Source organism: Rhizobium sp. RU20A (assembly GCF_900155885.1).
In the GTDB taxonomy this organism is placed as follows: Bacteria; Pseudomonadota; Alphaproteobacteria; order Rhizobiales; family Rhizobiaceae; genus RU20A.
Window position 1 is genome coordinate 342,546 of sequence record NZ_FTMB01000001.1, and the last position, 15,043, is coordinate 357,588.

The 15,043-nt window shown below is 62.4% G+C and carries 10 protein-coding genes; 6 read left to right on the top strand and 4 right to left on the bottom strand.

All coding sequences use genetic code 11. The features are described from left to right. Positions 1 to 88 precede the first annotated feature (88 nt). From F3H41_RS01720 to F3H41_RS01740, 5 genes are all read left to right on the top strand, one after another. A complete protein-coding gene (locus tag F3H41_RS01720) occupies positions 89 to 1,246 on the top strand; it encodes a ferric reductase-like transmembrane domain-containing protein (RefSeq protein ID WP_244616044.1) in 1,158 nt (385 codons plus the stop codon). Between the two features lie 96 nt (positions 1,247 to 1,342). Continuing rightward, on the top strand, positions 1,343 to 4,666 hold the full coding sequence (locus F3H41_RS01725) for a c-type cytochrome (protein ID WP_149736855.1): 3,324 nt from the start codon (positions 1,343 to 1,345) through the stop codon (positions 4,664 to 4,666). Positions 4,667 to 4,911: 245 nt separating this feature from the next. Next, a complete protein-coding gene (locus F3H41_RS01730) occupies positions 4,912 to 5,814 on the top strand; it encodes an OmpA family protein (protein WP_149736856.1) in 903 nt (300 codons plus the stop codon). A 3-nt stretch (positions 5,815 to 5,817) separates the two neighbouring features. Next, the gene (locus tag F3H41_RS01735) at positions 5,818 to 7,440 is read left to right on the top strand and encodes a caspase family protein (RefSeq protein WP_149736857.1); all 1,623 of its coding nucleotides are present in this window, start codon (positions 5,818 to 5,820) and stop codon (positions 7,438 to 7,440) included. After that, positions 7,437 to 9,059, top strand: coding sequence for a caspase family protein (locus F3H41_RS01740; protein WP_149736858.1), 1,623 nt, complete (start codon positions 7,437 to 7,439; stop codon positions 9,057 to 9,059). The genes F3H41_RS01735 and F3H41_RS01740 overlap by 4 nt, the downstream gene beginning before the upstream one ends. Before the next feature lie 107 nt (positions 9,060 to 9,166). On the opposite strand, the gene F3H41_RS01745 is transcribed toward F3H41_RS01740, so the two are convergent. From F3H41_RS01745 to F3H41_RS01760, 4 genes are all read right to left on the bottom strand, one after another. Next, positions 9,167 to 9,937, bottom strand: coding sequence for an amino acid ABC transporter ATP-binding protein (locus F3H41_RS01745; protein ID WP_149736859.1), 771 nt, complete (start codon positions 9,935 to 9,937; stop codon positions 9,167 to 9,169). Positions 9,938 to 9,952: 15 nt separating this feature from the next. Further along, a complete protein-coding gene (locus tag F3H41_RS01750) occupies positions 9,953 to 11,110 on the bottom strand; it encodes an amino acid ABC transporter permease (protein ID WP_149736860.1) in 1,158 nt (385 codons plus the stop codon). A 1-nt stretch (position 11,111) separates the two neighbouring features. Continuing rightward, positions 11,112 to 12,323, bottom strand: coding sequence for an amino acid ABC transporter permease (locus F3H41_RS01755; RefSeq protein WP_149736861.1), 1,212 nt, complete (start codon positions 12,321 to 12,323; stop codon positions 11,112 to 11,114). A gap of 96 nt (positions 12,324 to 12,419) precedes the next feature. Then, positions 12,420 to 13,448 (bottom strand): amino acid ABC transporter substrate-binding protein, encoded by a 1,029-nt coding sequence (locus tag F3H41_RS01760; RefSeq protein ID WP_149736862.1) that lies wholly within the window; start codon positions 13,446 to 13,448, stop codon positions 12,420 to 12,422. A gap of 394 nt (positions 13,449 to 13,842) precedes the next feature. On the opposite strand from F3H41_RS01760, the gene F3H41_RS01765 reads away from it, so the two are divergent. Continuing rightward, positions 13,843 to 15,036: a cystathionine beta-lyase gene (locus tag F3H41_RS01765; RefSeq protein ID WP_149736863.1), complete on the top strand. Its 1,194-nt coding sequence runs from the start codon at positions 13,843 to 13,845 to the stop codon at positions 15,034 to 15,036. The last annotated feature ends 7 nt before the right edge of the window (positions 15,037 to 15,043 follow it).

Consider the following 15,043-nt stretch of genomic DNA (forward strand, 5'->3'; position numbering starts at 1 on the left):
TATTGTCTGGGCATTGATTGTTTTTGCTGGGCTTCTGACCGCATTCTCACCGGTCAGTGCGACAAATCTTGAGACAACGATCTCATTGATGGCGTCGTCCATGGCCTTTGTCGGCATGGCCATCGCCCAATTCCTGGCCACACGACCGCCCTTCATCGAACCCTATTTCGGCGGTCTCGATCGGATCTACCAGTTGCATCGCAAGATTGGCATTTCGGTTCTGGCGCTGATCCTTGTCCATTACTTCGTCACGCCGAATTTCAAGGGTCTGGCGCTGACGAGCGGTCTGAACGAGATCGCTGCCGATTTCGGCAATTATGCCTTCTACGGCTTCGTGGTGCTGCTGGCGCTCAGCCTCATCAAGGTCGTGCCGCGCACCAAGGTCGAATTTCCCTATCATATCTGGCGCTGGAGCCACCGGCTGATCGGCGTGCTGTTCATTCTCGTTGCTTTCCACCAGATGTTCATCAAGCGTCCCTATGACGGCACGGCGCTGATTGCGACCTATCTCAACCTCTTCGCTCTCATCGGCATCTGTAGCTACATCTACACGCAGGCGCTGCCCTGGCTGCGCACGCGTGCCTACGTCGTGTCCGATGTGCTTCGCCATGACGGCGCGACTATTATCACCGCGCGTCCCACGGGACGGCCTCTGCGCGCCAAGCCCGGCCAGTTCGGTTTTTTCCGGGTCAACAAGTCGGGCCTGCGTGAGCCGCATCCCTTTACCATCGCCGGCATCGACGATGACGGGACGGTGCGCTTCGCCATCAAGGCGCTCGGCGATTACACCAAGGCGCTGCGCGAGTCGGTGAGCATTGGCGATAGCCTGACACTCGAAGGGGGCTACGGTCATTTCAATCATCGCCGGGGCGGCAAGAAGCAGATCTGGCTGGCCGGCGGCATCGGCGTGACGCCCTTCCTCGCCATGGCCAGCCGCCTGAAGGGCGATGAAGGCCAGGACATCCACATGGTCTATTGCGTACGCGACCGCAACGAGGCGATCGGGCTCGAGACCTTCGAGGCGCAGGCCGAGAAATTGTCGAATTTCAGTTTCGTCCTGCATGATTCGACCGTCGACGGGCGGCTTGATGCTGCAAAGCTTGCGGCCAAGAGCGTGGTCGAGCCGGGGGAAGCGGATCTGTGGTTCTGCGGTCCCCCGCCCTTGCGCATGGCGATCGAAAAGGGCCTCGCGGAGCTCGGCAAGAAGCCGCGCCGGGTCGAATTCGAGCAGTTTCAGTTCCGCTGAAAAGCGGCCGGTCGTGCGCCCTGTTCCTGCGGGAACGGCGAACCCGGCCTTCAAATGTTGATGTGAGACGTGTTTCTTTCAAAAGGAGGGCATGCCATGGGGCTGTTCCGCAAGATGTCGCAGGAGCGTTCGTCCGAGCCGCCGTTTGCCAGGGCTTTCGCCCTTCTGGCCTTCGGTCTCGCCGTGCTCGTCCACTGTCCGCCCGCAAACGCCGCGCCAGAGCCGTTCGCGGATGACGCCTTCGCAACCTACAAGGCCAATCCCGATAACGGAAAGTACCTGTTCAACGCTGCCGGCTGCGGCGCCTGCCACGGGTCGGGCGACAATACCGAATTGCTGTCCGGCGGGATGGTCATGGATACCGCGATCGGGAAATTCTATGCCCCGAACATCTCGCCCGGCGGCGCCGGCATCGGTGGCTGGAGCAATGCACGCTTCCTCAACGCTGTCATGGTCGGCGTCGATGGCGAGGGCAAAAACCTCTATCCTGTCATGCCCTACACCTCCTATGGCGGCATGAAGCCGGAGGATGTTCTCGACATCAAGGCCTACATCGACACGCTCCAGCAGTCCGATGCCGCCTCGAAGGAGCACGAGATTGCCTTCCCCTTCAGCCGGCAGACGACCATCACCCTGTGGAAGCGCAGCCATTTCAACGTCGCGACTTATCAGGCGCGCGAGGAGACGCAGAAGGAGCGCGGCCGCTATCTGGTGGAAAACGTCGGGGGCTGCGGTGATTGCCACACGCCGCGCACCACCACCTATGGCCTTGATCTCGAAAGGGCCTATCAGGGTGAAAAGGGCCTGACGGGCGCCGTCGCGCCTGACATCAGCAAGGACAAGATGGCGTCTGCCGATCCCAAGGCCTTCACGGTCGGCCTGATCGACGAGGGCAAGAAGCTGTCGGGTTCGCCGATCAACGATCCCACCATGCGCCATATCGCCAAGGGACTGTCTGTCCTCAGCGAAGAGGACCGCGCGGCCATGTTCGCCTATCTCTCCGACAAGGAGCAGAAGGCGCCGGAGCGCGTCGAGCAGTCGCCGACCGCAGTCTGCACGGAAAAGACGGCGGATTCCAGCCTTGGCGGCGGCAATGCCGGACTTGCCCAGCAGGCCGATGCCTTCATCGGCAAATATTGCCGCAACTGCCATGGACCGGGCGAAAGCTCTCAGGGGAGCTATTCGAGCGGCGACCTCGCTTCCATCGCCGCCGATGCCGCCTTCGTGGTGCCGGGCGATGCCTCCAAGTCGCGCCTCTTCACTTCAATTTCCAGCGGCCGCATGCCGCTTGGCAAGCGTCCGACGGGCGAGGAGGTGAAGGCACTGGAGGACTGGATCAATTCGCTCTCCAAGGCCGACGTGCCGCAGGCGGTCGCCGCCTCCGCGCCGTCCCGCACCCGTCCGATGCTGATGTACCGCGACTTCATGGAAGCGGCGCTGAACGATATCGGCAAGGTCAACGAACTGGACCGGCCCTACATCCGCTACTTCTCCTATCGCAACCAGTATAACGGCATGATGGGCTGCGAGAGCGACGCCACCTTCATGAAGCGCATGAACGTGCTCGCCGGCGGCTTCAAGAAGCTGCTGAACTCGCTGTCCTATGGTCCCAAACTCGTCCTGCCGACGGAAGTCGATGGTACCAACGGTCTTCTGGTGCGCATCGACCTGCGCGATCTGCAGTGGTCCAACGCCGATTACGATGCGTTGATCAGCGAATATTTCTACGGCATCGATCCCGCCAGCGATCCGACGCTGCGGGCGCTCGCCAAGGAAACCCAGACGGTGCTGCCGATCATGCGCATCGACTGGTTCATGGCCAATGCCGCCAAGCCCAAGCTCTACAACTACCTCATGAAGCTGCCGACGCAGATCCGTGATCTGGAAACCCGCTTCGGCATCGATGTGGACGAGAATATCCGCCGCCGTCAGGTCGTGCGCGCCGGATTTGCCGACGGCTCTTCGGGTGTGTCGGATCATAACCGCATGCTGGAGCGGCACGACATGCCCTTTGGCGGCTACTACTGGAAATCCTACGACTTCGGCGGCGATGTCGGGCGCCAGGTTCTGGCCCGCTTCCCGCACGGCCCGAAGGAACTTGAGCCGCTCGATACCGGCCTGACGCCTTTCGAGCATGATGGCGGCGAGATGATTTTCTCGCTTCCGAACGGCCTGCAGGGCTATTACCTCTCGACAGCCGAGGGCAAGCAGCTCGATGTCGGCCCGACCGCCATCGTCTCCTTCCGCAAGCGGCCGATCGGCAAGGGCGTCGAGATCGTCAATGCCCGTTCCTGCTTCGATTGCCACGCCAACGGCATCCTGTCGAAGCGCGATCAACTGAGGGACATCGTCACCAAGTCGACGCTGTTCACCAAGGACCAGCGCGATCTGCTCCTTGAGATGTATGTGCCGCAGGAGCAACTGGACGCCGCCTATAACGAGGACCGCCAGCGCTTCGTGGCCGCCCTCGACAAGCTCGGCGTCACCGAGCCGACGCCGGACGGTCTGTCGCAGAGCATGCAGGCCCCGGGCAATGCCGAACTCGTCACCTACTTCGCGGACAAGTACGAGGATGAACTCGACTACGAGGCCGTTGCGGCCGAGTTCGACATGACGCCTCAGGAGTTCGCCGAATCGATGCGTCGTGTGCAGGACATTGATGCGCTGCGTCTCGGCCTCGACTGGATCACCACGCTGGAATCCGGCGGCACGATCCCGCGCCTGGAACTCGAACTGCAATATGCCGTGTTGCTCTACCCGTTGATGCAGTTGCAGCCGCTGGACGTGAAGCAGGTCTATACGGCCGCGGACGGCAGTTACACCTACGATCCGACGGCGCTCCTCAATCCGCAGAGCGGCGTTGCCATCGAAGGCGGCAATCCGGCCGTGCTGAACCAGCCTGCCGTGGCTGAGCAGGCCCAGCCAGCCACGCAGCAGCAGGCGGCCGCCTATACGCCGCCGGTTCTCGCCTACAAGCAGGACCCGCAGCCCTCCAAGCTGACGCTCGGCCTCTACGTCGGCTCCACCTCGGCCAAGGTCGGCGATCCGCTCTCCTTCGAGCTGACCGCCAACGAGGCCTGCGAATTGCAGGTTCTCTATGTGGAATCGACGGGGAACGTCGAGGAAATCCCGGCAGCGATGATCGGCAACACGACGCTGCAGCCGGGTGAACGGCGCCAGATTCCGCAGCCGGGTTCGGGCACCATCACCTTCGATGCGCCCGCGCCGGCCGAAACGATGATCTCCTTCTGCCGAGTCGGGGGTCTCGGGGACAAGAGAATGACGGCGGAGGATGCGCGCCGTCTCGTGGCCCGGTCCAACCAGCCGGCCACCAAGGGCATCGCCATCAGCCTCGCCAAGAAAGCGGAAGCCGACAATGGTGCGAGCACGCTGAACATGGTGACGTTTGACGTGAAGTGATAAAAGGGCGGGCGGTCTCCGGGCCGCCCGCTTTGCGACATGCGCAGTGTTGGGCCTGTTTCTCCTGGCTGTTACCGGGACAACAGGCCCGGGCGCGAAAAAGGGGCATGGATTGGCAGAGCTCTCGGCTGCCGGTCGGCGGGCAGTCGAGACGGAACCATCCGCAGGCGTTTGACGGGAAGTGCTTGTCTGCGGATGGCATGTGGAACGGATTGGCGAGTGGCCGTCGAGAAGGGGACAGTCTCATGAGCGCGAAATACTTTCTCATCGCTTCTTTTCTCGCCCTCCTTCCGGCGGCGCCTGCCGCGGCAGCCTGCCCGGCGATCCAGGCTGCGGTGGATGCCATGAATGCCGGCAAGACCGCTGAAGCCGCCACGGCGGCGACCAAGACCGAAGGCTGTTCCACGCAGGAGCAGACGATTGCCCTGCGTGTGGCCGGCATTGCCGCCTTCAACGAGATTGCAACGGCGGTTGCCGGCGGCGCGCCGCTTGAAGGCTTTGAAGCCAAGCTCCAGTCCATCCAGACGGAATTCGCCTCGCCCTGGCAGGTGCGCGATGCGCTCGGCGATATCTATCGCGGCCAGAAGAACTACGCGGCTGCTTCCGATGCGTACCAGAGCGCTCTCGAAATCGGCTCGGACGAGAGCGTGACGCCCGACTGGATGGCGCCGGATGCCGATTACATCGTGCGTCTCGACAAGCTGGCATCGGAAATGCGGCTCCTGTCCGATCAACCGGTCAAGCTCGCCTCGCGCGGCCCCTGCAAGGTCAATTTCCGCGGTGTCACGCTGAAGAAGAAATCGACGCCGGTCCGCTACGTGTTCGGCAAGGCGGAGTTCACGCCGGAAGGCGAGGCGGCCGCCAAGGACTTGTCCGAATGCCTTCGCTCGATGGATGCGAAGGAGATCGTCCTCATCGGCCACACCGATCCGGTCGGTTCGGACGAGGCAAACATGACGCTGTCGGTGGCCCGCGCCGATGCCCTCGGCCAATATCTGGCAAAGGCCGGTTACGCCGGCGCCTGGAAGGTGGTCGGCAAGGGCGAGAGCGAGCCCTTCAAGCCGGATGATGCCAGCGCCTACACAACCGATCAGCTCAACCAGCTCAACCGGCGCGTCGAGGTCGACGTGCAGAAGGCGGGGAACTGAGCCATGGCGCACCGCGCGGCGACGGGATGGGGCAGGGCGAGGCTGGCGCTCGCGACGGGCGCTGCTCTCCTCTTCGGCGCGGCTACGGCGCGGGCAGAAACCTACGCGCTGGTAGTCGGCATCAACCACTATCCCTACGATGTCAGCCTCGATGGCGCGTTACAGGACGCCGAGGATGTGGGGCAGGCGCTGCGCAAGGCGGGCATTGCCAATGTGGCGGAGTTCCTCAACGAGAAGGCCGTGAAGGCCGATATCCGCAGGGCCTGGCAGGAAGAAGTCGAAAGAGCGGGCGCCGGCGACACGATCATCTTCCATTACGCCGGCCACGGCGCGCAGATGCCCGAACTGGTGGCCGGCGATGAGGCCGACGGCCTTGACGAATTTCTCCAGCTGCCGGGTTTCGACCGTACGCGGGCGAAGGAAACGCAATCGGAAATCATTGTCGACAATGAGCTCAACAGCTGGTTCCAGGAGGCAGAGGCCAAGGGCGTGCATGTGCTCTTCGTCTCCGACAGCTGCTTCTCCGGTGGCATGAGCCGGTCGGCCACCGGCAAGCTGCGGCTGGCAGCGCCGTTGAAGGTCAAGCTGCCGATCACGACGCCAGAGGCTGTGGAAGGCGCCAAACTGAAGGAGAGCAATTTCCAGCTCGCCACAGTGCTGGCCGCCTCGCTCGAAAGCCAGCCGACCCCTGAAGTGGTGATCGGCGACAAACCGCGCGGAGCTCTCAGTTGGAGCTTTGCCCGCGCCCTGGAAGGGGCGGCCGACCGTAACGGCGACGACATCATCACCCGCGTCGAGCTGGAGAAATACGTCTTTGCCGTGGTGAAGTCGGAATCCGAAGCCCTGCAGGTGCCGAACTTCACCCCGCAACTGCCGCGCTCTGAGGACGAGGTGGTGATCCGGCTCCCATCGCGTGCCGTGACGGCGCCGGGAAATGAACCGGTCGCAATTGAGGACGGCGCGAACCAGACGGCAACCGGCCAGCCGAGCGCCGGGACTACGCAGATGCCTGGGACCGGCGAGCCGCCACAGTGGCATGCGGCGCTCTCCCTGCGGGTCATCGGACAGGCGCCGGCCCTTGAGAACATCGTTGACGGCGACCTTCCTTACGAATGGGATGTCGCGAGTGGCGTCTTCCGAACGCCGAATGGTGACGTGGCCGGCGAAGACATCGGCGCCGACCGCGTCCAAAGCGTTATCGACAAGTTCATCCTTTTGGACTTTCTGAAATTTCTCGCCCTGAAGAATCCGGGCGACGTATCCCTGAAGCCGTTCCAGGACATCTATGCCGCCGGCGACCGGATGACATTTTCCGTGCCCGACAGCGGCTACCGCAACCGGCTTGTGTTCAATCTCGCCAATACGGGCGAGGTGCAGTTCCTCGACATGCAGGTTGGTGCCGCCGCCGCCAATCCACCGGCGCTGGAGCAGCTCGAGGTCACCGAGCCCTATGGCGCTGATCATCTGATCGTCATCTCCACCAACGAACAGGTCAAACCGATCGGCGACGCGATCGCCAATACCAGCCTGTCGCCGGCCACCCTCCTGTCCGTTCTGCGCGGCCAGCTCGAGGGAACGGAGACGGCCATCGCCATCCAGCCGCTCTACACACGGGAAAATCGATGACTGGTTCCTCGCGCCGCCGTCTTCGCGCTCGCCTCTGCGGGCTCCTCGCCTCCACCGGCCTCCTGGCCACGACAGCGCTTGCAGCAGGTCCGGCCACCGCCGCCGATCGCGCCCTGTTGATCGGCATCGGTACCTACCAGAACCTGCCGCCGGAACTCTTCCTGCATGGCCCAAAGAACGATGTGGTCGCCATGCAAGGCCTCTTGACGAAGACGCTCGGTTTTGCGCCCGAAACGATCAAGGTGCTGAAGGACGGTGAGGCGACCCGCGACACCGTCACCGGTCAGATCCAGCAATGGCTCATCGACGGCACGAAGCCCGGTGACCGGGTCTATCTCTATTTTTCCGGCCACGGGCTGCAGGTGAAGGATTTGAGCGGCGACGAAGAGGACGGGATGGACGAGGCGCTGGCGCCGTTCGACATCAAGCCTGGCGATACCGATTTCACCAATACGATTCTCGACGATGAGTTGGAGCCGCTGCTGGCGAAACTGAAGGACCGGCAGGTGACCGTCGTCATCGACGCCTGCCATTCCGGCACCATCTCGCGCTCGCTGTCGGTGGACGTCGCCAACGGCATCGAGGGAGCACGCTATCTGCCGCGCCCCTTTGCAAAGCCTGTCGATCAGAAGCTGACACGCGGCATCCGCATCGATACGGGCGTGATCGACAAGCCCGCCAAGCTGACGGAAGCCGGGATCACCACATGGAGTGCCGCCGCGCCCTATCAGGTCGCCTGGGACGACACGCGTCTGCCGGAAGACAAACGCCATGGCGTCTTCACCACGGCCTATATTGCCGGTTCCGAACCCGGTAAGGCCGATGCCAACAGCAATGGGCTGATCTCCAATGCCGAACTTTTTGAATATGTGAAGGCGGAAAGCGCTGCCTATTGCAAGACGCAGAAGAATTGCCAAAACCTCGATCCGCAGCTCGAAACCCAGGCCGGTGCGCTGGGGGTCAGCGTTGCAAAGCCCGAGGCCAAGCCCCAAACCGTTGTGACGCCGGTTAAGATCGAGAACAACAAGGTGGAAGTGCCGGCGGACCCCGCCTATACCGCAACGCCTGGCCAGACGACGACGCCTGCGGTCACGAATATCGCGGCGGCCGCGCCGGCCTATGTCGATGCCAATCCTCTTGCTGCCGTCACTGACATCGTTGGCAAGCCCGATACAGGCGAGGTCGTGGTGAAGCTCGACCGTACCGGCCCGATGAAGAAGGGCGACGTCTTCCACATTTCCGTGACCAGCAAGAAAGCCGGCAACCTGATCCTGCTCGACGTCAACGGCAAGGGCGAGGCGACGCAGATCTTCCCGAACGAGTTTGCCCAGAAGATCACCCCGCTGACCCCCGACTCGACGCTCACCATCCCTGACGACTATTATGGCTTCGATTTCGAGGCTGACGGCAAGGGTGACAGCGTGCTGGTCGCACTCGTGGTGAGCGATCCCGTTGACCTCAAGGATGTCGCGCCCGCCACACGCGGCCTCAAGGCTGCGAGCGCGGCTCGCGAAACCGTGTCTTCGATCGTCACACGGCTCCAGAAGACCTGGACCGGCGACCTCGATACCCGCGGGATACAATGGCAGATGGGTACGCTGACCTATACGATCGAATAGGGCCTGAAGCGGCAGGCGCCGACCGCTGGGCCGCGTCTCCGCGCTTTCCAAAAAAAGAACGGCCCGGAAATCCGAGCCGTTCGTGTTTTCCCGTGATGCCGTTCGCCTCAGTGCAGGATCTGGCTGAGGAACAGCTTGGTGCGTTCGTGCTGGGGATTGTCGAAGAAGTCGGTCGGGTTGTTCTGCTCGACGATCTGGCCCTGGTCCATGAAGATGACGCGGTTGGCGACCTGACGGGCAAAGCCCATTTCGTGGGTCACGCACAGCATCGTCATGCCCTCTTCGGCAAGGCTTACCATCGTGTCGAGCACTTCCTTGACCATCTCAGGGTCGAGCGCCGAGGTCGGTTCGTCGAAGAGCAGGATCTTCGGCTTCATGCACAGCGCCCGCGCGATGGCGACACGCTGCTGCTGGCCGCCGGAAAGCTGTCCCGGATACTTGTTGGCCTGCTCGGGGATCTTGACGCGCTTGAGGAAGTGCATCGCGATCTCTTCGGCGTCCTTTTTCGGCATCTTGCGCACCCAGATCGGCGCCAGCGTGCAGTTTTCGAGGATCGTCAGGTGCGGGAAGAGGTTGAAGTGCTGGAACACCATGCCGACCTCGCGGCGCACCTCGTCGATCTTCTTCAGGTCGTTGGTCAGTTCGATACCATCGACGACGATCGTGCCCTTCTGATGCTCTTCGAGGCGGTTGATGCAGCGGATCATCGTTGACTTGCCGGAGCCCGAGGGGCCGGCAATGACGATGCGCTCGCCGCGCATGACCTTGAGATTGACATCGCGCAGCACGTGGAAATCGCCGTACCACTTGTTCATGCCGGTGATCTCGATGGCGACTTCTGTCGCCGAGACGTCCAGTTTCCGGGAGGCTTCAGCCATTGTTTTCCCCTTTGATTATCGTTTGTGGCCGGTGTCGAGACGTCGCTCGATAAAGAGCGAATAGCGCGACATGCCGAAGCAGAAAATCCAGAACACGAAACCCGCAAAGACCAGACCGGTCAAGGGTGTGACGGGCGTGCCCCAGGTTGGATCGTTGAAGCTCGCCTTCACGATGCCGAGCAGGTCGTACATCGAGATGATGGTGACGAGCGAGGTATCCTTGAACATGCCGATGAAGGTGTTCACGATGCCGGGAATGACGAGCTTGATGGCCTGCGGCAGGATGATGAAGGTCATCTTGTGGAAGTAGTTGAGGCCGAGCGCGTCGGCCGCCTCGTACTGTCCCTTGGGAATGGCCTGCAGGCCGCCGCGGATGACTTCCGCCATATAGGCGGAGGCGAAGATCGAGACGCCGATCAGGGCGCGCAGGAACTTGTCGATATTGTTGCCGGGCGTCAGGAAGAGCGGCAGGAGCACGCTCGCCATGAACAGAACCGTGATCAGCGGCACGCCGCGGATCAGTTCGATGAAGGCCACGCACACCGTCTTCATGATCGGCATTTGCGACCGGCGGCCAAGCGCCAGCAGGATGCCGAAGGGGAAGGAGATGACGATCCCGACAAATGACAGGATCAGCGTGACCATGAGCCCGCCCCACAGCGAGGTCTCGACATATCGAAGGCCGAAGGAGCCGCCAAGCAGCAGGAAGAAGGCGATGATCGGCATCACGACGAGAAGCAGGATCGCGTTCAGCCCCTTGCGCGGCACTTTCGGCATCAGCAGCGGAATCAGCAGGGCGACGGCGATGACAAGGACCGTCAACGGACGCCAGAGCTGGTCACGCGGGTAGGAGCCGAACATGAACTGCACGAAACGGTCGCCGACATAGGCCCAGCAGGCCCCGCTCCAGCCTTCCGGCTGGATGCCTCCGGCGACGACCGTGGTGCAGACCGAGCGATCCGCGCCGGTCCAGACGGCCGAGATGAACAGCCAGTTGATGGCCGGCGGCAGATACCAGAGGATTGCCAGCGCCGCGATGATCGTCAGCGTGGCATCGACCGGTGTCGCAAACAGGTTGCGGCGCATCCAGCCGAAGGCCGTGGCATCGTTGGTGGGCGGTGCTGCCGGCGCGATGAAGTCGTGCCGGACGAAGGAAGAGGTCTGGTCCGTCATCTTAACGCTCCACCAGGGCCATCTTGGCGTTGAACCAGTTCATGAACAGCGAGGTCGTGAGACTGATCGAGACGTAGATCAGCATCCAGATCGCGATGATCTCGATCGAGCGGCCGGACTGGTTGAGGATCGTGCCGCCGACGGCGACGAGATCCGCATAGCCGACGGCAACGGCAAGCGAGGAATTCTTGATGAGGTTGAGGTACTGGGAGGTCAGCGGCGGAATGATGATGCGCATGGCCTGCGGCAGAACCACGAGCCGCATCGCATGGCTGGAGCGCAGCCCGAGCGCAAAGGCCGCTTCCGTCTGTCCGCGCGAGACGCCGCGAATACCGCCGCGCACGATTTCGGCGATGAAGGAGGCGGTGTAGAGCGACAGGGCGAGGTAAAGGGCGATGAACTCGGGCCCGACCGACATGCCGCCCCGCATGTTGAAATTGCCGGGAATGGCATAATCGAAGCTGAGCGGCATGCCGAGCGCGACGAAGGTCAGCACGGGCGGCAGGATAATGAGCGCGAGGTTGACGAGGAGGACAGGGGGACGCTGGCCGGTCGCCAGCTGGCGCCGGTTTCCGTAGATCGCAAAACAGATGGCCGCCACGATCCCCGCAATCAGCGCATAGACGACCAGCGAAAAGCCCTCGCCGAAGATCGGCGCCGGCATGTAGAAGCCGCGGTTGGACAGAAAGAAGATCTTGTCCGGATTGTCCTTGATGGTCTGGAACAGCTCGCGCGCCGTCGGCAGCAGAGCCAGAACGCCGAGATACCAGAAGAAAATGACGAGCAGCGGCGGCAGGTTGCGGAAGAGTTCCACATAGGCGGTGCAAAGCCGCGCGATCAGCCAGTTGTTCGAAAGACGGCCAATGCCGACGAGAAGACCGACGATCGTCGCCGTAATGATGCCCCAGAAAGAGACCACCAATGTGTTGACAAGACCGACCTGAAGCGCCCGGAAGAAGGTGTCGTCGGGCGTATAGGAGATCAGCGCCTGCGCGACGTCGAAGCCGGCGCGGCTGTTCAGGAAGCCGAAGCCCGCCGTCATATTGGCGCGGGCAAGGTTCTGGATAACGTTGGTTGCGGCGAAATAGACCGCCCAGATGATGATCGCCAGTGTGACGACCTGATAGAGCACGCGGCGCAGTGCCGGATTGTAGATAAGCGATACGGAAGGTCGTTCCGTCCCGCCCGGATCATGGGCGTCGGTCGCTGCCATACTTTTCCCCTGTATCAAGCGAAGCCCTTATGCCGGGCTTTCATTGGAAGGAAGGGGCGGCCCTGAAGCCGTCCCTCCCGTTCTCGTGGGTTGCGATCAGCGGATCGGCGGGGCGTACTGCAGGCCGCCCTTGTTCCACAGCGCGTTCAGGCCGCGCTGGATCTTGAGCGGCGAGCCTTCGCCAACATTGCGATCGAAGGCTTCGCCGTAATTGCCGACGGCCTTGATGATCTGAACGGCCCAGTCCTTCGGAAGGCCGAAATCGGCGCCGATGGTCGAGTCGGCTTCTTCACCGAGGAAGCGCTTGATATCGGGGTTTTCCGACTTCTTCATTTCCTCGACATTGGCCTGGGTAATGCCGAATTCCTCGGCCGTCACCATGGCGTAATGCGTGAAGGAGACGACGTCGAACCACTTGGAATCATTGCCGCGAACGGCCGGGCCCAGCGGCTCCTTGGAGATGATTTCCGGCAGAACGACGTGATCGTCCGGATTGTCCATCTTCAGACGGATCGAATAAAGGCCCGATGCGTCGGTGGTATAGGCATCGCAACGGCCGGCCTTGTAGGCGGCGTCCGCTTCGCTCTGCTGCTCGAACACGACCGGCTTGAACTCGATATTATTGGCGCGGAAGTAGTCGGCGAGGTTGAGTTCGGTCGTCGTACCGGACTGCACGCAGATCGACGCGCCGTTCAGTTCGAGGGCCGAGTTCACGCCGAGGTCCTTGCGCACCATGAAGCCCTGACCATCATAATAGTTGATGGCGCGGAAGTCGAAACCGAGCTGGCTGTCGCGGCTTGCACTCCAGGTCGTGTTGCGGGCAAGGATGTCGATTTCGCCGGATTGCAGCGCCGGGAAACGGTCCTTGGCGGAAAGGGGCGTGAACTTCACCTTCGTTGCATCGCCAAAGACGGCGGCTGCAATGCCCTTGCACAGGTCGACGTCGAGACCGGTCCAGTTGCCCGTCGAATCCTGGGCGCCGAAGCCAGCGAGGTTGGATCCGTTGACGCCGCACTGGACGAACCCCTTCGCCTTCACGTCGTCGAGCGTGCCGGCCGACGCTGCCTGAGCGCCCAGTCCCAGCACCGCTGCGCCGATCAGCGTCGAGAGAATTTTCTTTGCCATCTTTGAGCCTTTATCCTTGTCGTTGTTTGCAGTCCTGTCCGCCGAAACCATGACGGTCTCAGGCGCCCAGCCCCCGCCACCCTCCTGGCGCGAGTAAAAGGCATTTCAGGCGCAAACGCATTGAGGGTCAAGCGCAAATGCCGAAAATTCGTGCCGGCCCTCGCAATTGCCTCTGAAACCCGCACCGCAGTGTGGAATTGCATTAAAAATAATCAGCTGGTGGCTAATTGTGCATCTTTTGCGCTTTTGACCCTGTCCCGGTGACAATGGAGCGAGGGGATTCCTCTTGACCCTCCGCTTCGCCGTGACCAAAAGTCTGCGCCACCAGCAGGAAGAATGCCGGCCTCGCGCAGAAGTGAAAACCTGCCGGGGCGGCGAAGCGAAAGGAAGCGGCATGGCGGACAAGTCGGATTTTTTCCGCGAGGCGGGCGTGAATACAAGGCTTGCCCATATCGGCCCTGACCCCGCCGACTATCACGGCTTCGTCAATCCTCCCGTGGTCCACGCCTCCACCGTCCTGTTTCCCAATGCCCGGACGATGGAAACGCGCGCGCAGAAATACACCTACGGCACGCGCGGCACGCCGACCACCGACGCGCTGACGGATGCGATCGACGCGCTGGAGGGGTCGGCCGGCACGATCGTCGTGCCGAGCGGCCTTGCGGCCGTCACCGTGCCGTTCCTGGCCTTCCTCTCGGCCGGTGATCACGCGCTGATCGTCGATTCGGTCTACGCGCCGACCCGCCATTTCTGCGACACGATGCTGACGCGGCTCGGGGTCGAGGTGGAGTATTACGATCCGGCGATCGGCGAGGGGCTCTCTGCCCTGATGCGGTCCAATACGCGCCTCGTGCATACGGAAGCACCGGGATCGAACACGTTCGAGATGCAGGATATCGGGCTTGTCGCCCGCATCGCCCATGCGGGCGGCGCGGTGGTGACCATGGACAATACATGGGCGACGCCGCTGTTCTTCAAGCCGCTCGACCACGGCGTCGACATCTCGATCCATGCCGCCACGAAGTATCCGGCCGGCCATTCCGATATTCTCATGGGCACGGTCTCGGCCAACCGGCAGCATTGGTCGCAGTTGAAGGAGGCGTCCATCACGCTCGGCATCTGCGGAGCGCCGGATGACAGCTATCAGGTCCTGAAGGGCCTGCGCACCATGGGCATTCGCCTGGAACGGCATCAGCAGAGCACGCTCGAAATCGCCCGCTGGCTGGAAACGCGCGACGAGGTCGCCCGCGTGCTGCATCCCGCGCTCGAGAGCTTCCCGGGTCACGATCTTTGGAAGCGCGACTTCAAGGGCTCCAGCGGCATCTTCTCCTTCGTGCTGAAGGCGCCGGCGGCGGATCGCTTCAAGCCGCGCGCCCATGCCTTTCTCGATGCGCTGCGCCTCTTCGGCCTCGGCTACTCCTGGGGTGGGTATGAGTCGCTTGCGGTCCATGTCAGCCTCGCCGACCGCAAGGTGACCAAAGCGCCCGAGGAGGGCCCGGTGATCCGGCTGCAGATCGGTCTCGAAGATGTCGCCGACATCCGGCGGGACATTGAGGCTGGCCTTGCGGCGGCATCCGCGATCGGATGAAGGCACG